The organism is Psychroserpens sp. NJDZ02, from assembly GCF_004843725.1.
Taxonomy (GTDB): domain Bacteria; phylum Bacteroidota; class Bacteroidia; order Flavobacteriales; family Flavobacteriaceae; genus Olleya.
In genome coordinates this window covers 4,161,779-4,181,256 of record NZ_CP039451.1, presented here as the reverse complement: position 1 = coordinate 4,181,256, position 19,478 = coordinate 4,161,779, and the positions used below count along the sequence as shown (strand labels likewise).

13 protein-coding genes, 1 tRNA gene and 1 pseudogene are annotated in these 19,478 nt (G+C 33.7%); 9 read left to right on the top strand and 6 right to left on the bottom strand.

Features of this window, described 5'->3' with window-relative positions:
• Nucleotides 1-251: 251 nt before the first annotated feature.
• Complete coding sequence (locus tag E9099_RS18420) at nucleotides 252-611, top strand: hypothetical protein (protein WP_136584972.1); 360 nt, start codon at nucleotides 252-254, stop codon at nucleotides 609-611.
• Between the two features lie 56 nt (nucleotides 612-667).
• On the opposite strand, the gene E9099_RS18415 is transcribed toward E9099_RS18420, so the two are convergent.
• Nucleotides 668-2,005 carry an exonuclease domain-containing protein gene (locus tag E9099_RS18415; protein WP_136584971.1) on the bottom strand — a complete coding sequence of 446 codons (1,338 nt, stop codon included), beginning with the start codon at nucleotides 2,003-2,005 and terminating at the stop codon, nucleotides 668-670.
• Nucleotides 2,002-2,775 (bottom strand): XRE family transcriptional regulator, encoded by a 774-nt coding sequence (locus E9099_RS18410; RefSeq protein ID WP_136584970.1) that lies wholly within the window; start codon nucleotides 2,773-2,775, stop codon nucleotides 2,002-2,004. Before E9099_RS18410 ends, E9099_RS18415 begins: the two co-directional genes overlap by 4 nt.
• Nucleotides 2,776-2,827: 52 nt before the next feature.
• On the opposite strand from E9099_RS18410, the gene E9099_RS18405 reads away from it, so the two are divergent.
• The 5 genes and pseudogenes from E9099_RS18405 (at nucleotide 2,828) to E9099_RS19705 (ending at nucleotide 12,323) form a co-directional block, all read left to right on the top strand.
• Nucleotides 2,828-4,042: a DNA polymerase IV gene (locus E9099_RS18405; protein ID WP_136584969.1), complete on the top strand. Its 1,215-nt coding sequence runs from the start codon at nucleotides 2,828-2,830 to the stop codon at nucleotides 4,040-4,042.
• Nucleotides 4,042-6,999: a DNA polymerase III subunit alpha gene (locus tag E9099_RS18400; protein ID WP_136584968.1), complete on the top strand. Its 2,958-nt coding sequence runs from the start codon at nucleotides 4,042-4,044 to the stop codon at nucleotides 6,997-6,999. The genes E9099_RS18405 and E9099_RS18400 overlap by 1 nt, the downstream gene beginning before the upstream one ends.
• A 247-nt stretch (nucleotides 7,000-7,246) precedes the next feature.
• The gene (locus E9099_RS18395; RefSeq protein WP_136584967.1) at nucleotides 7,247-10,807 is read left to right on the top strand and encodes a ShlB/FhaC/HecB family hemolysin secretion/activation protein; all 3,561 of its coding nucleotides are present in this window, start codon (nucleotides 7,247-7,249) and stop codon (nucleotides 10,805-10,807) included.
• Between the two features lie 123 nt (nucleotides 10,808-10,930).
• Nucleotides 10,931-11,674 (top strand): hypothetical protein, encoded by a 744-nt coding sequence (locus tag E9099_RS18390; protein ID WP_136584966.1) that lies wholly within the window; start codon nucleotides 10,931-10,933, stop codon nucleotides 11,672-11,674.
• Nucleotides 11,675-11,696: 22 nt separating this feature from the next.
• Nucleotides 11,697-12,323: pseudogene (locus E9099_RS19705) on the top strand (Pycsar system effector family protein).
• A gap of 306 nt (nucleotides 12,324-12,629) precedes the next feature.
• On the opposite strand, the gene E9099_RS18380 reads toward E9099_RS19705, so the two are convergent.
• Nucleotides 12,630-12,714: transfer RNA gene (locus E9099_RS18380), tRNA-Ser, on the bottom strand.
• A 199-nt stretch (nucleotides 12,715-12,913) separates the two neighbouring features.
• Between E9099_RS18380 and E9099_RS18375 the strand changes: the two genes are divergently transcribed.
• The 3 genes from E9099_RS18375 (at nucleotide 12,914) to E9099_RS18365 (ending at nucleotide 15,387) form a co-directional block, all read left to right on the top strand.
• Nucleotides 12,914-13,543, top strand: coding sequence for an NAD(P)H-dependent oxidoreductase (locus E9099_RS18375; protein ID WP_136584964.1), 630 nt, complete (start codon nucleotides 12,914-12,916; stop codon nucleotides 13,541-13,543).
• 72 nt (nucleotides 13,544-13,615) lie between these two features.
• Nucleotides 13,616-14,089 carry a thioredoxin family protein gene (locus tag E9099_RS18370; protein WP_136584963.1) on the top strand — a complete coding sequence of 158 codons (474 nt, stop codon included), beginning with the start codon at nucleotides 13,616-13,618 and terminating at the stop codon, nucleotides 14,087-14,089.
• A 104-nt stretch (nucleotides 14,090-14,193) separates the two neighbouring features.
• Nucleotides 14,194-15,387, top strand: a complete 1,194-nt coding sequence (locus E9099_RS18365) for a DegT/DnrJ/EryC1/StrS family aminotransferase (RefSeq protein WP_136584962.1) — start codon at nucleotides 14,194-14,196, stop codon at nucleotides 15,385-15,387.
• 75 nt (nucleotides 15,388-15,462) lie between these two features.
• On the opposite strand, the gene ribB is transcribed toward E9099_RS18365, so the two are convergent.
• Genes ribB through E9099_RS18350 form a run of 3 tightly spaced genes read right to left on the bottom strand, consistent with a single transcriptional unit; the run spans nucleotide 15,463 to nucleotide 19,478 of the window.
• A complete protein-coding gene (gene ribB / locus E9099_RS18360; RefSeq protein WP_136584961.1) occupies nucleotides 15,463-16,617 on the bottom strand; it encodes a 3,4-dihydroxy-2-butanone-4-phosphate synthase in 1,155 nt (384 codons plus the stop codon).
• A gap of 50 nt (nucleotides 16,618-16,667) precedes the next feature.
• Nucleotides 16,668-18,836: an LptF/LptG family permease gene (locus tag E9099_RS18355; protein ID WP_136584960.1), complete on the bottom strand. Its 2,169-nt coding sequence runs from the start codon at nucleotides 18,834-18,836 to the stop codon at nucleotides 16,668-16,670.
• Nucleotides 18,837-18,842: 6 nt separating this feature from the next.
• Nucleotides 18,843-19,478: a LolA family protein gene (locus tag E9099_RS18350; RefSeq protein ID WP_136584959.1), complete on the bottom strand. Its 636-nt coding sequence runs from the start codon at nucleotides 19,476-19,478 to the stop codon at nucleotides 18,843-18,845.

Below are 19,478 nucleotides of genomic sequence, written 5' to 3'. Positions count from 1 at the left end.
ACCTTCATTGCGAGGACGCAGGACGAAGCCATCTCATGATGCTAACGGAAACTATTAACAGATTGCTTTGTCCCTCGCAATGACAGTAAAAGAAGAAGCAATGACGCAAGAAGAAACAGATTGCTTCGTCCCTCGCAATGACAGTAAAAGAAGAAGCAATGACGCAAGAAGAAACAGATTGCTTCGTCCCTCGCAATGACAGTAAAAAAAGGAGGAATTACATAAGCGAGGCAACGACATAACAAATAAATATGCAACTAACCCAACTACCAGGAACGTACAACATTATAGGAAGCAACCAAGACCAAGAAGCAGTAACCTACAAAGGCACACTAGAGTTAACTTTAAACGGAAGTAATAGGATCAACGCTAAATGGTTAATTAATAACAACCAAGAACAATTAGGAACCGGTTTTTTTAAGGATAACATCTTGGTTATTAATTTTAATTACATTGGTGATGACGAGGCTATTTATAAAGGTGTTGTGGTGTATAAATGCATAACTCAGGATATTCTAGACGGCTTTTGGTCGGAGAAACATGGTAACCCATTATATCTAGGTGAGGAGCGTTGCTTTAGAGCAGGCACTCAAGAGGAGTTTATTAATTAGCACGGTCACTGTTGGGAACGAAGCAGTCTTATCAAAGGTAATGTTTTGCTATAATTTTACTGCGTTCGTAATGCGGTTCTTAATATTTTCTGTACATCTAAATTATCCTTTTGCGGAATCAAAAAAGGTTCTAAATCGTTTGGGCTGTTAATTTGTTCTGATTTATCAATAAAACCATAACCTAAATATGTGCTGTCTTTAATTAAAACAAAAGCGGTTTCATCGTTATGTCTGCCTTGCTTTTGTAAAACCAGATCTTTTTTATTTTCCATGGTGTGTGTTATGGCTGAGGTAACACGTAAATTATATGCGGTTACGGTTTCTTCATTTGCACAAATCCCTTTACAAGTCGTTATTTTATAATGAGAACATTGTGTAACGCCATCTTGTAAATGACAAAATTTTGGACACAATTCAAACTGAGCACACATTTTTTCTAAATACGCTCGGCAATCGGTAATACTAGAAAAGGTTTGAATGCTATTTGGTGTTGCTTTTAGAGTGTTGTAGGCTAAATGCTTTATGCCTTGTCTATCTTCATAACTAAATATAGCATACGCTTTTGGTGCGCGTTTGGAAATAACATTGTATTCCGGATAATGTTGTTTTATGGCAGCATCTTCCATTAATAAAGCAACAAGCTCGCTTCCGGACAGCTCAAAGTCAATGTCCGACGTCTCACGACAAAGGTCTAACGATTTTTGTGCTTTGCTGTAAAAATGACTTAATACCCGTTTTTTTATGTCTTTTGCTTTGCCAATATAGATTATTTTTCCTTTTTTATTTTTAAAATAATAGATTCCGGCAGTATTGGGTAAATTATTAAAAACAGCAGTTGGTAAATGGGACGGTAACGTGGCTTCTTTAGATGTTTTTTTTAGGAAGTCAGCAAAAACAGTTTCAGCATCTTCTTGATTTAATAATATTTCAAATAAAACAACGGTTGCTTCAGCATCACCTCGTGCTCTGTGGCGATCTACAATATTAATATGCAAATCGGTGCATAATTTACCTAAACTATAGGATTTATGACCGGGTAATAATTTACGAGATAAGCGGACCGTACAAAGTTTTTTTCGATTAAAATCAATGCCCAGCGCCTTAAATTCGTTTCTGATAACATTGTAATCAAAGTTAACATTATGCGCTACAAAAATAGTGTCTTCAGTAATGGATAAAACGTCATTAGCAACCTCGGCAAACGTAGGTGCATTTGCAACCGTCCCGTTATCAATTCCTGTTAAAGAAGTGATATAATCAGGGATTAAAACCTCTGGGTTAACAAGAGAAGTAAACTCGTCAATAACCTGTTTACCATCGTATTTAAAAACAGAGATTTCAGTAATTTTATTACTTCTTCCACTAGTTTCGACATCAATAATTGTATACATTATCGTAACGTTTTTTCTAAAGCTTTCAGCTCGACACCCAGCTCATTAAACATCCCTAAAATACTGCTAATTTTAAGCTCTTCTTCGGTGTATTCTTGTGTGTTAATACTGCAAGTAAATTCCCAGATCTCTAAAACTTCATTAATAGGCACGCTATAACCGTTATAAGCTTTGTTGTCCGATACTAGTAATAAAGAGTCATTTAACGCAATGTTATTATACACACGTTTGTAAACCATACCATCGTTTAAAGTAACCAAGACGTAAGTACGACCACTTTTAATATCGCTTCTATCTTCAATAAAACGACCAATAACAAAGGCGCCATCCTTCATGGGTAGCATGGAGTCTCCTTTAATTGGAAACGCACGGTGTTTTCCGGTAGGTAAAAAAGGGAGTTTTATTTTCTGTAATTGCTCAATATATTCTGGATCGTCATACCCTGCTAAATATCCAGCAGAGGCTTTGACGGGCACAACTTCAATTAAATTTTCGTTATCGTCATCAACCGTTATCGGAAACAACACGCGTTGGTTATTCAGCTCGATAAAAGAGAAGTCTTTGGCTTTAGTCAAGTCGTTACGCAATAAAATATCTATCGGTATTTTAAAGTAATCGGAAAAGGCAATTAAAAACTCGATAGTAGGGGCAGACCGATTTTCTTCGTAAGAGCCAATACGTGATCTAGTTACATCTAACTCTTCAGCAATACCCTCTTGGGACAGCTTTTTGAGACTTCTTAGGTGTTTTATGTTTTTAGAGATATAATTCATAATACTACAAATGTAAGCAATAAATACTTAAATATGTAGCTAAGTTTGTAGCATGCAAAATAATATTTTACATCTAGATTTAGACACGTTTTTTGTCTCTTGCGAGCGACTAATAGATAGTCGTTTGCAAAACAGACCGTTATTAGTTGGTGGGACCGGTGATAGAGGTGTGGTCGCTGCGTGTAGTTATGAGACTAGAGGTTTTGGTGTGCATTCTGGTATGTCCATGAAAGTGGCAAGACGGTTATGTCCAGAAGCTACAGTAATTAGAGGTGATGCGTCCATTTACACCAAATACTCACATCTAGTAACAGAAATTATTAAAGAAAAATCACCAGTTTTTGAAAAAGCGAGTGTTGACGAGTTTTATGTAGATTTATCAGGCATGGATAAGTTTTATGGGTGTTATAAATACGCGTCAGAGCTCCGTCAAAGCATCATTAAAAATACAGGATTACCAATTTCGTTTGGATTATCAGCCAATAAAATAGTATCTAAAGTGGCTACAGGAGAAGCAAAACCGAATAATCAATTACAGATAGATTCAGGATTTGAAAAAGATTTTTTAGCCCCATTATCCATTCGTAAAATACCATCGGTTGGAGAGAAAACGTACCAGGTGTTAAGAGGTTTGGGTGTGGATAAAATTAGTGTTATCCAACAAATGCCATTAGAAATGATGATTAGCGCATTGGGTAAAAACGGACAGACTATTTGGAAGCGTGCCCATGGTATTGATAATCCACCGTTGGTCCCGTTTTATGAACGTAAATCTTTGTCTACAGAACGCACGTTTGGAAAAGATACCATCGATATGGTTAAGCTTAGAACCACCATTTTTGCTATGGCAGAAAATTTAGCCTTTCAATTAAGAAAAGGCAATAAACTAGCTGGCACATTAAGTGTCAAAATCAGGTATTCGGATTTTAATACGTACACCAAACAGGTTAAAATCACTTATTCTAGTGCAGACCATGTGATTATCCCAAAAGTATTAGAGCTGTTTGAAAAACTATACCAACGCCGATTATTAATCCGTTTGGTAGGTGTTAAGATTAGCGATATAGTGACTGGTAATTATCAAATTAACCTTTTTGATGATACCGAAGAGATGCTAAATCTATACAATGCAATGGATGCGATAAGAAACAGATATGGCGACTTAAGTATTATGAGAGCCTCTGCAATGGGCGCCAAAACCATTGGTAGATTTAATAACCCGTTTAATGGCGAACCTCCCGTTTTATTAGCACACCGTAACCAATAATGTATTTAAACTGTCACTCATATTACTCTTTGCGTTTTGGAACATTTTCTGAAACCGATCTTTTAGATTTAGCAAAAGCTAATGCTATAAGGGCTCTGGCGTTGACAGATATTAATAATACCTCGGCGTGTTTAAATTTTGTGCGTCATGCTAAAAAACGTAATATTAAGCCTGTAATTGGTATTGATTTTAGGACGGGCGCACGACAACATTTTGTTGGTTTAGCAAAAAATAATGAGGGTTTTAAAGCGTTAAATAGCTTTTTGTCGCAACATTCTGAACAAAAATTACAATTACCAGAGGTGGCACCAACATTTAATAATGCATTTATAATTTATCCTTTTGAAAACGTCTTACAACTAAACAAAAAAAACTTTGCTGACCACGAGTTTATTGGGGTGTCTATTACCGATTTGCGCAAACTTAGATTTTCGTCCTTAAAACAATTGCAACACAAAATTGTTTTATTGCAGCCTGTGACGGTAAGAGATAAAAAGGATTTTAATGCCCACCGGTTATTAAGAGCCATAGATAATAACACGCTATTAAGTAAGCTTGAAAAAACGGAGGAATGTAATCCTGAAGATAAAATGTGGTCTTTAGAGCAATTAAATATAGCTGTAGCTGAATTTCCTTTTGTCCTAAAGAATACAAAAGCGTTGCTAGACCAATGTGAGATTGAGTTTGGTTTTGACGATCAACGAGAGTCTCAAAATCAGAAACGATACACAGATTCGTTTGAAAATGATTGTTTGTTATTAGAACAATTGTGTGATCAAGGCTTGCCAAAACGCTATGCTAATCCAACACCAAAAGTTTATGCCCGTTTAAAAACCGAATTGGATACCATCAAATCTATGCATTTTGTGTCCTTTTTTCTTATCAATCACGATATCGTGTCTTACGCTAAAAGCCAAGGGTATTTTCATGTTGGGCGTGGTAGTGGTGCCAATAGTATTGTGGCATATATTATCGGGATTACAGATGTAGATCCTATCGAGTTAGATTTATATTTTGAACGCTTTATCAATCCTTTTAGAGCATCTCCACCAGATTTTGATATCGATTTTTCTTGGAAAGATCGGGATGATGTTACCGCCTATATTTTCAGAAGATTTAAGCATACCGCATTATTAGCAACCTATAATACGTTTAAATATCGTGCGGTAGTTAGAGAGTTGGGGAAGGTTTTCGGTTTACCGAAAGAAGAGATTGACAAACTAAGTAAAAACAGCTACAACGCTTCTAGTTTAGACGATATTTCGAAATTGGTTTTAAAATATGGGAAGTTAATTGAAGGCTTTCCAAACCATTTAAGCGTGCATTCCGCCGGAATCTTAATTTTAGAGCAACCCGTACATTGTTATTCGGCAACAGATTTACCTCCAAAAGGGTATCCAACCGTGCAGTTTGATATGAATATTGCCGAAGATGTTGGCGTCTTTAAATTTGATATTTTAGGGCAACGTGGTTTAGCAAAAATTAAAGAAGCGCTAGAAATTATTGCCGAAAACAGACCCGAATTACCACCAATAGATATTACAAATGTCGAAGCTTTTAAAAAAGATCCAAACATTAATAATCTATTAAAATCAGGAGGTGCAATTGGGGCGTATTATGTAGAGTCTCCTGCAATGCGTGGGTTAATGCAGCAATTACAAACACAAGATTATTTAGGTTTGGTGGCAGCAAGTTCTATAATCAGACCTGGTGTATCGGGTTCTGGGATGAAAGACGAGTTTATTAAACGCCATCGGACGCCAGAAAAGCGTAAAGAGGCACATCCCATATTGTATAACATTATGCCAGAAACTTATGGTGTGATGGTTTATCAAGAGGATGTGTTGAAGGTGGCTAATCAGTTTGCCGATTTAACTTTAGGCGAAGCAGATGTGCTTAGACGTGGTATGAGCGGTAAGTATAGATCTTTAAAAGAGTTTGAAGCTGTCGAAGAAAAATTTATTGCTAATTGCAGAAAAAAAGGATATGCTGACGCTTTAATTTTTGAAGTCTGGAACCAAATTAAAAGTTTTGCGGGTTACGCTTTCGCGAAAGGACATTCGGCATCGTACGCTGTAGAAAGTTATCAGAGTTTGTATTTAAAATGTTATTTCCCGTTAGAGTTTATGACCGCTGTACTTAATAATGGTGGTGGTTTTTATAGTGCAGAACATTATTTTCATGAAGCTAGACAGCAAGGCGCCACCATTTGTTTGCCTTGTGTAAATACTAGTGATCATCCCAATAGGTTGATTGATACGTCTATTTATTTAGGGTTGGGGTATTTAAAAAGTTTAGAGGCTTATACCATCAAACGCCTATTGACGGAGCGTCAGTTACACGGACCGTTTACCTCTTTGGACGATTTTATTGATAGGATTTTGATTAGTATCGAACAACTCACCATTTTAATTAGAAGTAATGCCTTTAGATTTACCAATATCCCTAAAGTAGAATTGCTTTGGAAAGCTATTTTTAAATTGAATGCCAAAGGAAAAGACACCATACAATCCAAACTGTTTAAAACGGAGCATAAACAATTCACTTTACCAAAATTAGATAATAATTGGATTGAAAATGCTTATGACGAAATGGAATTGATTGGTTTTCCGTTATGCAATTATTTTGATTTAGTAAGTGAACCTATGGAAGGTGATGTGTTGGCCTCCCAAATGCATCTGTTTGTTAATAAAACAATACTTATTTACGGTAATTTAGTGACCACGCGTTTTAATAAAACAACACAAGGTAAATTGATGCGCTTAAGTACGTTTGTAGATAAAAACGGAGACTATTTTGATGCGGTACATTTTACAAATGTGGTCCATCAATTTCCTGTTAATGGGTTAGGGGTTTATGCTTGTTATGGAAAAATAACAGATAGATTCGGTTTTTATAGTATGAGTGTGGTTTGGAGTAGGAAACTTTCAGTAGTACAAGATCCTAGAAATAATTAGCTTGTTACTTTTTTTATGTAATCAAGTGTGTTAGTTTTATAATTTATTGCGTCTAAAAATCAAGTACTATGTAACTGTCATATTATAAGGATTATAGAGCGGCTGTTTTTGTAATACGATTTAAATTAATTAAGAATTAAAGACATCGTATAATAAATTAAAAGAAATTTAAAACCAGGGCTTATTTTGTATAATACATGCGATCGTTATAATATTGATTCCCTGATCACAACCAAATAACTAACACATGAATAAAAGATTATTTAATTCGTTATTGTCCCTTTTTATTGTAGGTTTTACCTATGCGCAAGACGAAAAAGCACTACCAAATACACCAATATCGCACTCGTTTTATGCTACAGGTAATTTAGCGACTTCTAATACTAACGAAAGTAATCCTGTTGTTACAGCACTTGCTAAAGCCTTAGAAAACGATACAGAGGCGACCTTATTACTCTTAGGTAATAATGCGTCTAATAAAGGAGTGTCTGATCAGAATAGTAGTAAAGCTAATTTAAAGCGCTATGCAGAGGTATTACAACCATTTTCAAAACGCATGTATTTTATTCCTGGTTTTTCAGATTGGAAATCCGGTTTAAAAGGGCTTAAAGACCAAGAAAACTATTTAGAAGACCTTTTTGATAATAAAAATATTTTTCAACCAGAAAAAGGATGCCCTCTAGAAAAAATTGAAATTAATGACAACATCGATTTGTTAATTTTAGATTCGCAATGGGCTTTGGCAGATTGGGATAATATTCCGAATATTAATGACGCTTGTGATATTAAAAATAAAACAGAATTTTATGTCGAAGTCGAACATGAAATTATAAAAAGCCAAGGAAAAACAGTGCTTATTGCCATGTATCATCCTATTGCTTCTTATGGTAAACATGGTAATGCTTATACTTTTGGTATTGGGTCGCAAAATTTGAATAATACGTATTATGAGGCGTATAGTAAACGTTTATTAACTATTGCACAACAATCCAAAAATGTTGTTTTTCTATCTGGACTTGAGCAAAACATGCAATTTATTATAGAAAAAAAGATACCAACCATTATTAGCGGTGCAGGAGGACAAATTCAAAATGCAAAACAAGGAAATCATAGTTTAGCCGCCATTAATGAAAAGGGATTTACAAAAATTATAGATTATAAGAATGGGGCGTTGTGGATGGCTTTTTATGGCGAATCTAATAATTTTACAACACCTTTATTTACTTCAGAAATAATAAAACCATTAGATGAGGTCGTCATGCCAGATTTTAATGAAACAGAAACACCAGACTACGTCAAAGCATCTATATATAAGCCGGAAGAATTAGAGCGTTCTGATTTTTATAAAATGGTTTGGGGAGAACATTTTAGAAAGGATTATGCCACGCCCATAAATGTCAAAACGGCACTTTTAGATACCTTATATGGTGGTTTGTCTATTATTAGAAAAGGAGGAGGGCATCAAACCAACTCATTACGTTTGGAAACAAAAGATGGTCGTGAATTCGCGATGCGTTCGGCAAAAAAAAGTGCGTTGCGTTTTATTCAATATTTTCTGTTTAAAACAGAATACTTAGAGCCAGATGTTGAGGATACTTACTTTATTCAATTATTACAAGATTATTGGACTACCGCAAACCCTTATGGAAGTTTAACTATTGGTGATTTGTCTGATGCGATAGATGTTTATCATGCCAATACTAAAATGTATTACATCCCAAAACAAAAGGCTTTAGAGAATTATAATGAAGCTTTTGGAAATAAAATTTATTTTATTGAAGAGCGTATTACTGACGGCCATAAAGCTGTCGCTAGTCTGGGAAGTACTAATACCATAGAAAGTACAACCGACTTACTGGATAAGCTACGTAGAAAAGATAAAATAGCGATAAATGAGAGTTTATATATCAGAACTCGTTTATTCGATAATATTATTGGTGATTTTGATAGGCATGCAGACCAATGGCGTTGGGCAGTGCAAAAACAAGAAGATGGTACCGATTTGTATGAGCCTATTCCTAGAGATCGTGATCAAGCTTATTCCGATTTTGATGGTTTTATGTTGGGGGCTTTAACGGCTTTAAGTCCGCCAATGCGTTTTATGCAACGTTATAACGGAAACTATAAGGAGACACGCTGGTTTAATGATGCTGGAGATGATGTTGATTTTGCAGTGTTGACTAAGCATACTCAAGACGATTGGTTGCGTGAAGCACGTTTTATAAAAGAAAACTTGACTCCTGAAATTATTGATAAAGCCTTTAGTAATTTTCCTAAAGAAATTGATCAAACCAAAGTAGCAAGAACAAAAAAGGCCTTATTAGAACGGTTAGCAAAAGTTGAAGAAAATGCGGTTAGTCTATATGAATACCTTCGCTCTGGTGTTATTATTACAGGAACCGATAAAGATGATCATTTTGTGATTACGCGTAAACCAAACGGTATCACGAATGTTAGTGTCTACCGCATTAAAAAAGGAGAAAAAACAGATAAGTATTTAGATGTTGATTATGATAAAGCTATAACTAACGAATTATGGATTTATGGATTGGATGACAAAGATATTTTTGAAGTGAATGGAACGAGTAATAAGTACATTAAAATCAAATTGATTGGGGGACAAAATAATGATACGTATCGCATCAATAATAAACGGAATCTTCGTGTGTTTGATCAGAAATCAAAACCAAACACGTTTGAAACTCCAGTTTCTAAAACACTTTCTGACGACTATGATTTAAACACGTACTATTTTAAGAAAAACCGTAGAGATGTTAGAAACATCCTGCCGATTATCGCTTCTAATACCGACGATGGATTAAAATTTGGTGCGACTTTAAACTACACAAAAAATTCATTACACCGGAATCCTTTTACAGCTAAACACAGTTTAAGTGTGGCTTATGTTACTAATACCTCAGGTATTGATGTGGATTATTCTGGAGAGTTTGCTAATGTCTTTGATAAGATTAATCTTGGGATTAAAGGAGGCTATTCCTCTTCAAATTATACGAATAATTTTTTTGGATTTGGAAATGAAACACCAAATTTTGACGATGATTTAGATTTGAATTTTAATAGAGTACGATTACAGACCTTAGCATTAGCACCAGCATTAATTTATAGAGGCTATTATGGAAGCATCATTAAATTAGGTGTAAGTTATGAGGGCATTGAAGCAGAAAAGACATCAGGCCGCTTTATAACCGTAAGTGGTGTTAACCCAAACGTATTTGAAGGTCAAGATTTTTTTGGAATTGAATCGTCTTACGAATATAAAAATTTTGATAACCCAGCGCTACCTAAATTGGGGATAGGCTTTAAACTAACCGCAGGATATAAAGCTAATTTTGATGAAGACAGAGGTTTTTCATACATCATACCAGAACTTAGACTAACAAAAAAAATAGACAGTCGTGGTATTTTAGTATTCGCGACAAAGCTTAAAGGGCATTTTAATTTGAGTGACGAGTTCGAATTTCATCAAGCGGCGTCTATTGGTGATGGTGATGGCTTAAGAGGGTTTAGACAAGAGCGTTTTAGTGGTAAAAGTGCCTTTTACCATAATTCGGATGTAAGACTATCTTTAGGTAAAATACGTAATGCGCTTATTCCTATTTCTTATGGACTTTATGGTGGATTTGATTATGGACGTGTTTGGGTAGAGAATGATAGCTCTAATGAATGGCATACGTCTCCAGGTGGTGGTGTGTTTTTTAACATTGCTGGATTTACAACTGCTAACTTCGGCTATTTTAGTTCGGATGAAGGTGGGCGATTAAATATATTACTAAGTCTAGCATTCTAATAATAAAAAATACTTGACATAATTAGGGCACAAACCTAAACAAAATTTAGTTTTAGTCAATTTTTGAGACATAAATTCACCAACGAATAGTTTTTTAATTACGGAGGAATACAATACTATATTATGGAAAAACAAATGCATTTAGCAGCACAATATTTAGCTGCAGCAGGAATTAGTTTTCTTGAAAAAAAAGACGACGATAGTCATACAAATTTAGGTTTTAGTATAACAGACCACTGTTTATATACGCACGCACTTTCAGAAAATGAAGACGTATTGGGTTTAGATTATAATAATTTTGCATTAGTATGGAACTCTAAAACAGAAAGGACCAGTTTTAATTTGGATGGTGAGACGCACAGTACAATTTTAAAATGGCTTTCAAACACCGCAAAAAGTAATCTTAATAAATTATATAGCTATAAGTTTCATTATGACTTACCTTATACTATAGACGCGACTTATACTTTTAAATTATCTAATACTGATAAACTTAAAGTCTTGACAGCACAACGTGTATTAGCGGAGGAAGTCATTGAAAAAATAAAAGAGGTCTACCACTTAAATACGCCATGTAGAGTTTGGCCGCATCATTTTGATACGGGTATTTATACAGCATTTCCAGATAGTAATATCACCATTGGATTGGGCTTAGCGATTCCTGATAGTGTCTCAAAGACATTCTATTTTTATATATCTGGGTATAAAAATGGAAAAACAATGCCGACTTCTGATTTTCCAAAATTAGAGATAGGCCAATGGAAATCGGATGGTTTTACTGGTGCTATTTTAGAATTGTCAGAGACCACAGTAGCTGAAGGTGTTTCTTTTTTTAAGCAAGCTATAAGTCAACTACAAACAAAATAAATTGTATTTGTAAAGGAATGATATGAGCAGTAAAAAAGCAGAAAAAGTAGAAGATAACTATTTAATGGACGCGTTAAAGATCGATAAGGACACCCTTAAGTCTTTAAAGAAGAAGTTAGCTAAAATTGAACCAAGGTCGGAGCGTGGTGTCGAAACGTTGTTTCGTTTATTATCCAAAAATCAGTGTACCTTAAATACGATGATAGATAGAAAATCTAACATTCTTATTTCGATTAATGCGTTAATATTGTCATTAATTATTGGGACTGTTATGAGTCAGTTAGCTGCAGATCCACATCTTATTTTTCCTGTGGTAATGATTTTGATGACTAATTTAATCTCTATAACATACGCGATATTTGCAACACGTCCAGAACTAGTACATGGCGATAAAGGCACACGGAATCTTATGTTTTATGGTAATTTTCAAGATATGGAGGAAGCTGAATATGTGGATAGTATTACGTAGTTAATGAGTCAAGGAGATGAATTGTATAAAACCATTGCAAAAGACACCTTTTATCTAGGGAAAACGATTGACAGAAAATTTAAACTCTTACGTAAATCCTTTAATGTATTTTTAGTAGGGGTTATTTTATCCGTTATTGGATTTATAGGCTGTCACCTCTTTTTTGGTGGACTGATGTAATCTATCAGTGGATACTACAACAGTATGATAATAATAGTTGATATTATAAATAAAAAAGCCTTATATGAAAATGTAAGGCTTTTTGTTTATAGTGTAGGATTTGAATTCCTGTGGTTAATTTAAAATGTTTATTAAACCTTATAATGTGTTTTTAGTGGGCCTTATGTTATCTGATATGAGATTTATAGGTTGTCACAGATGTGTGCTGTAAAGCCTTGTAATATTGAAGACGCTTATAAAACAACACTAATAATAACTAAAGTATTAGAAATAAAAAAGCCTTACATAAAAATGTAAGGCTTTTTGCGGAGAGTAAGGGATTCGAACCCCTGGAGGTGTGACCCTCAACAGTTTTCAAGACTGCCGCATTCGACCACTCTGCCAACTCTCCAAAGTGTCTCATTAGGTATTCCCTAATTGCGAGTGCAAATATAGAAAGCTTTTTAGTTTTATTCAAATAAAAAACACACTTTTTTTAAAAAACTTTTAGTTGATACCCTTACTTATTTGGTAATCAGATTATAACATAAATTTATAGTGCTTTTACTTTTCTTAAAGGGGTATTCTTTATTTTTGAACAAAATAAAACTATGAATATAATAGAGCAGCTAAATTGGCGTTACGCCACAAAAAGCTTCGATTCTGAAAAAAGCATTCCAGAAAAAGATATAGATGTGATAACGGAAGCCTTTAACTTAACAGCAACATCGTATGGTTTGCAACCGTTAAAGCTTCTTGTCATAAAAAATAAAGCGTTACAATCGGCATTAGTGCCATTTTCATATAATCAAAAACAAGTAGGGGAGGCGTCTCATCTTTTAGTCTTTTGTATCGAATCACAAATAGATACACCTTTTGTTTCTAATTATTTTGATCGTGTCAAAGCTATACGAAATACACCGGATGCTATTCTAAATCCTTTTAAAACCTTTTTGATAGAAGATTTTAAAACAAAAACACAAGCAGAAAAAGAAACATGGGCAGCAAAACAAGTCTATTTAGCTATGGGAAATTTAATGACGGTTTGCGCAATGTTAAATATAGATGCCTGTCCAATGGAAGGTTTTAGTCCTTCTGATTACGATCGTCTTCTAGAATTAGAAGCGTTACAATTAAAATCGGTACTTGTGATGCCTATAGGTTACAGAGCAGAAGATGATTTTATGGCAGCATTAGATAAGGTCAGAAGACCTATCCAAGAAACTGTAATCAGGAGGTAAGACATTAAAGTGGCAGGATTATTGTTATTTCATAAAAAAGAATACTTTTGTATTGCCTTAAAACGTTCGAAAATGAAAAAATTACTGTTTCTATTTATGTTATGTGCGTCGTTTACAATGATTGCTCAAGACGATGATTTTGAAGACTACGACTCTAATTTGAATTGGTTAACGGATTTGGCAGAAGCTAAAAACGAAGCTGTAGCTTCTAAAAAACCGATTCTAATTTATTTTACAGGAAGCGATTGGTGTGCCCCATGTAAAATGTTGAAAAAAGATTTTTTCTACTCGGAAGCATTTGAAGAGAAAGCGGATCAATTTGTGCTACTGATGATTGATATGCCAAGACGTGTTGATATCATATCTGAAGAACAACAAAAAAAGAATAATAAGGTGGTTAGTAAATATAATACATCTGGAGGCTACCCTAATTTGGTGGTGTTAAATGATAAATTACACATAATAGGAGAATTATCTGGTTATACGTTTTTAAGAGAAACAGACAGACATTTTGCATTTATAGAGGCTATTCTAGAAAATTATTAGACTATTAAAATATAACCCTATTAAAAAACGTCTAAATTAAGTTTTAGGCGTTTTTTTTATAGCTTAAATTCTTTTAAATTTGACTAATAACAAAAAATATAGAGATGCCAGGATTTGAAAGCTTTGGAGATTTAGAGCGAAAAGAAGTAGAAGATGTACTAGATAATGGAGTATTAATGCGTTATGGTTTTGATGGCATGCGTAATGGACATTATAAAGCAAAGTCTTTAGAAACAGAAATACAAAATACATTACAGGTTAACCATGCACAATTAGTAACTAATGGTACAGCTGCCGTTTCTGTTGCTTTAGCTTTAGCAGGAATTGGAGCAGGAGATGAGGTTATTATGCCTTGTTTTACATTTGTAGCTAGTTTTGAAGCAATCATGATGTTAGGGGCGATTCCTGTATTAGTGGATATTGATGATACGTTAACCGTAGATCCAGAGGCGGTAAAAGCTGCTATAACGTCAAAAACAAAAGCAATCATGCCAGTACACATGTGTGGTAGTATGGCTAATTTAGATGCACTGAAACAAATTGCAGAGGATAATAATTTGAAATTGATTGAAGATGCTTGTCAAGCTATCGGAGGAACTTACAAAGGAAAGGCTTTAGGGACTTATGGAGATTTGGGATGTTTTAGTTTTGACTTTGTTAAAACAATAACTTGTGGAGAAGGTGGTGCAGTCGTGACAAATAACGCAGCGTATGCTAAACATGCGGATTTGTTTACAGATCATGGACACGACCATATTGGAAGTGATAGAGGCGCGGAAACACATCCTTATTTAGGTTATAATTTTCGAATCTCAGAATTGAATGCCGCAGTAGGTTTAGCGCAAGTCAGACGTTTAAAAGACTTTATTGCTATTCAGAAAAAAAATTACACGATTTTAAGAGAAGCGTTGTCAACTATTCCAGAAGTAACTTTTAGAACGGTACCTGAAGGCGGAGAAGAGAGTTATGCTTTTTTAAGTTTCTTTTTACCAAATTTAGAAACGACAAGAAAAACATCTGCTGCGTTTAAAGAGACCGGTGTAGATGTTTGTTTTCATTATTATGATAACAATTGGCACTATATTAGAAAATGGGACCATTTAAAAGATATTAAAACACTTTATCCAGTGTCTAAAGAGGTTAAAGATGGTTTAGCGTATCTTAAAGATAAAACGTTTGAAAAATCAGACCATTTTATTGGTAGAAATATCTCTTGTCTAATCAAGTTGTCTTGGACAGAAGAAGAAACAAGACAACGTGCGCAACTTATGGTTGAAGCTATAAAAGCATCATTATAATAACAATTAATTACATAAAAAAAGCTCCAATTTTAATTAATTGGAGCTTTTTTGTTTTATAATATGTTGCAGGTTTTAATATCCTACGTATTCTTCGATTTCTAAACCGTAACCAATCATTCCAACACGTTTAGTTTGTTGAGAATTAGAAATTAGTTTTAATTTATGAATGTTTAAATCGTGTAATATCTGTGCGCCAATTCCAAAATCTTTACTATCCATTGCAATTGCTGGTGCTTTTACAACCGTATTTGGCTTTTGTTCACTTTTTAAAAGAGATAAACGTTGTAAAAGATTCATAGATTCTGCTTCCTGATTAATAAATAAAATCGCGCCTTTTCCTTCGTCGTTAATAACGCGGAACATATCATCTAATTTTTCGTCAGCATTATTTGTTAACGTTCCTAAGATATCATTGTTTACTAGTGTAGAGTTAACACGAGTTAAAACCGTATCGTCTTTTTTCCAATCGCCTTTAGTTAAGGCAATGTGTACTTGGTTATTTGTCGTTTGTTGGTAGGCTCTTAATCTAAAACTTCCAAATCTAGTTTCGATATCAAAATCATCTTTCTTTACAATTAAAGAATCGTGATCCATTCTGTAAGCAATTAAATCTTCAATAGAGACCAGTTTTAAATCAAACTTTTTTGCTACTTCAATTAACTGTGGTAAACGCGCCATAGTCCCGTCTTCATTCATAATTTCTACAATAACTCCTGCTGGTTGTAAACCTGCTAGTCTTGCAAAATCTATAGCTGCTTCTGTATGTCCAGTACGTCTTAAAACCCCTCCTTCTTTGGCTACTAAAGGAAAAATATGTCCTGGACGTGCTAAATCGAAAGGTTTAGTGTCAGCCTTCGTTAAAGCTTGGACTGTTTTAGCACGATCTCCAGCCGAAATACCTGTTGTAACACCTTGGCCTTTTAAATCTACAGAAACGGTAAATGCGGTTTCCATATGGTCTGTGTTATTAGTCACCATCATGTGTAAATCTAACTCTTCACAACGCTGTTCTGTTAACGGCGTACAGATTAGACCACGACCATGAGTCGCCATAAAGTTAATCATTTCGGGTGTTACTAATTCGGCAGCAGCCACAAAGTCTCCTTCGTTTTCTCTGTCTTCGTCATCAACGACTATAATAACTTTTCCTGCTTTTATGTCTTGTATAGCTTCTTCAATGGTATTTAATTTAAAAGAAGAATTGTCTTGTGTTTTTGTAGTAATCATAATAAATGTGTTGTCTTGCAAAGATATTACATATGTATTAGTTATGATATCTATGCGTCTATTTTTTGACGTCTATTAAAGTGAATTAATGGGTATAATATAACCCCTAAAAGTGTAAATAAAGGATGTTCTTTTTTATGCTTTATAGTCTTCAGTAATTTGACATATTCTAAATAGGATTTGATGTAGTTAAAAACAAAGACTATAAATGAAATAATGCTAATTTGTATTCCCGCTAAAGCTAATTGAGGTTGTTCATTATTTTTTAATATAAAATAAGAGAGAAACAAAATTAAGGCAATACTAAAAAACAGAAAACTTAACTTGGAGACTGCTCTAAAATCTATACTATCATTTTTACTTAAAGTGATAGGTGTTTCCGAATATAAATCTTTACTGTTATTCGTTTTTACCGGATTGTAGTTAGTACCGAAAGTAATTTTATCGACTCTAAAAAAGTGAGTTAAAGGGTAGATTACAGCACCAAGCGTTTTTTGAATAATTGTCTCTTTTTTATTTTTTGTTAAAGCATTTAGCTTATCAAAGGCTAAAGATGATTTAATGTAGTTATATAAAAAGATTATAAAGGCAACAGCACTAAATTGAATTCCTGCTTCAGCGAATTGTGGTAATTTATTGTTTTTTAAAACAAAGTATAGCACTCCTAAAACTACCGTTATACCAAAACTAATACTGGTTATTTTTGAAAGTGTTTTATAGTTATTGATATCTTTTTCTTCAAAGCTAACCAACGGTGTATTTCCATTTAAAGCCTCAAATTGCGCACTTCGATTAAATTTTTGATTGTACCAATTTTTGATTGGTTGTGTGATATGATCGAACTCAAAAATACCACGATCTTGTGTAGCACGTGTTGTTAAAAAGATACTCAGTGGTAGCATGATTAAGGTAGAGAACCAAGCGGATAATGCAGGGTGAAGATTCCCGTTTTTTGCACTATTTTCTGCAAATAGACCTATAAAGTGATAGCTCAAAAATAAGACAATAGCTATTATCATTGGCAAACCTAAACCTCCTTTTCTTATCAAAGCACCTAAAGGCGCACCAACAAAAAATAGTATTATACAAGCAATAGCCAAAGCAAACTTTTTATGCATTTGTATACCGTGCTTATATATGGTAGTGTTTCTAACTTTTAAGGTAGCTTGTTTCGATTTTATAATTTGTTGTGTACTAGAGGTGCTATTTATGGCATAGTCTAAAACTTGTATTTTACGTTTGTCTTTAAAAATATCAAGGATATCACCAGTGTAAGTACTATCTTTTTTAGGATTGACGGTTAAGTTTAAAGTTGCTAAATTAGTTCTATTATATAAAGCGGTTGAAAATTCTTTTACAATAGTATTTCTTTCAATTTTTAGGGAGTCTATTGCATAGTTTAATTCTGCAACATTTAGCATCGTGTATTTATCATCAATATTTTTTTCGTTTAAATCAATATTGTTTAATTTAGATAAGTCTAAATTCATAACATGCTTTTTAAAAGCAGCTTTTCTAAATGGCTTTTTCTTACGTTCGTCAATTTTTTTGGGAGGTGTATCATCATAATAATTCCCATCATATAAAATTAACTTTAAAATATTAGAATCTTCTGCACTAGCTAGCTCGCCACGTTCAGCAATAATGGTCGTGAAATTACCAGTAAAGCTTTTTCCACTTTTTTTATGTATTGTAACACCTTTTAGAAGCTTACCATTTTCTCCAGACTTTTCTTGTACTTTAATATTAAAAGATTCACCAATATCATTAAACTGCCCTTCTGCTATTATCATAGCAGGTTTAACTTTTGCAATATTTTTCCTAAGATTATAACTGTTATATTCTGCCCAGGGAATAACGTTATTACTAAAAAAGAAAGTTAGTATAGATAAGCCAACAATAAAAATACCTAAACCAGACATGGCACGTTGTAGTGAAATACCTGTAGATTTCATTGCAGCAAATTCATAGTTTTCGGCAAAATTACCAAAAACCATAATTGAGGCTAATAAGATTGTAAGCGGTAAAATTAAAGGAATTAGGGTAGGAGTTATATACATTAAAAACTTCAGGACCGTTACTAAGTCCAAATCTTTACCTGCTAATTCTTTAATATATAACCATATTGCCTGTAAAACAAAAATCAGCATGAGTATTACAAACACGCTGATAAAGGTTTTAAGATATGTAGTTAATATGTACCTATCTAATATTTTCACTTAAAATTAATCCAATTTGTTGATATAATAGTCCTTGTACTTACTTTCGTCAAAGGTAAATAAGGATTTTGATAAAGGCTCATTAGTTTTGAAAGAATTTACAGTTAAAGTTGTTTTTGTTCCATTTTTCCCAACTTGAATTAATCTGTAAATGTGTTTTGTTTTGGTATCGACTCCTAATAATACATTTTTAATTTCTGAATTAGAATCCATTGGAAGCAATTTTACAAACTGAATTTTACGTCCACTAACATCTTGAATGATATCCATGTTGTAAGTAAAGCCATCTTGATAAAAGGATAACATTTTACTTGGTGTAATTGTAGTTTCGTCTTGATCACTACCTTTAGACACTGTTATTTCCTCATCCTCAGGGCTAATGCTAAAAATACTTTTACCGTCAAAAATACGTGTAATACCTAAAATGTTTAAACGGTATTTTTCACCTTGCATGACTACATCACCTTTAGTTTCTTGCTTGATATTTTCTTCCGTATTTTCTAAAACATATTTAAAATTTATGGAAATATTATCATAGCTCTTGGCTTTTGCTGATACTTCATTTAGTAATTTTTTTGCATCATTATCTTGTGCGAAAATGGTACTGGTAGCTAATAAAAATAATACTAATAATTTTTTCAT

What these genes read in the sequence shown, in the direction of transcription:
- E9099_RS18420 (WP_136584972.1), top strand. Translation starts at nt 252, where the DNA reads ATGCAACTAACCCAACTACCAGGAACGTACAACATTATAGGAAGCAAC.
- E9099_RS18410 (WP_136584970.1), bottom strand. Translation starts at nt 2,775, where the DNA reads ATGAATTATATCTCTAAAAACATAAAACACCTAAGAAGTCTCAAAAAG.
- E9099_RS18405 (WP_136584969.1), top strand. Translation starts at nt 2,828, where the DNA reads ATGCAAAATAATATTTTACATCTAGATTTAGACACGTTTTTTGTCTCT.
- E9099_RS18400 (WP_136584968.1), top strand. Translation starts at nt 4,042, where the DNA reads ATGTATTTAAACTGTCACTCATATTACTCTTTGCGTTTTGGAACATTT.
- E9099_RS18395 (WP_136584967.1), top strand. Translation starts at nt 7,247, where the DNA reads ATGAATAAAAGATTATTTAATTCGTTATTGTCCCTTTTTATTGTAGGT.
- E9099_RS18390 (WP_136584966.1), top strand. Translation starts at nt 10,931, where the DNA reads ATGGAAAAACAAATGCATTTAGCAGCACAATATTTAGCTGCAGCAGGA.
- E9099_RS18375 (WP_136584964.1), top strand. Translation starts at nt 12,914, where the DNA reads ATGAATATAATAGAGCAGCTAAATTGGCGTTACGCCACAAAAAGCTTC.
- E9099_RS18370 (WP_136584963.1), top strand. Translation starts at nt 13,616, where the DNA reads ATGAAAAAATTACTGTTTCTATTTATGTTATGTGCGTCGTTTACAATG.
- E9099_RS18365 (WP_136584962.1), top strand. Translation starts at nt 14,194, where the DNA reads ATGCCAGGATTTGAAAGCTTTGGAGATTTAGAGCGAAAAGAAGTAGAA.
- ribB (WP_136584961.1), bottom strand. Translation starts at nt 16,617, where the DNA reads ATGATTACTACAAAAACACAAGACAATTCTTCTTTTAAATTAAATACC.
- E9099_RS18350 (WP_136584959.1), bottom strand. Translation starts at nt 19,478, where the DNA reads ATGAAAAAATTATTAGTATTATTTTTATTAGCTACCAGTACCATTTTC.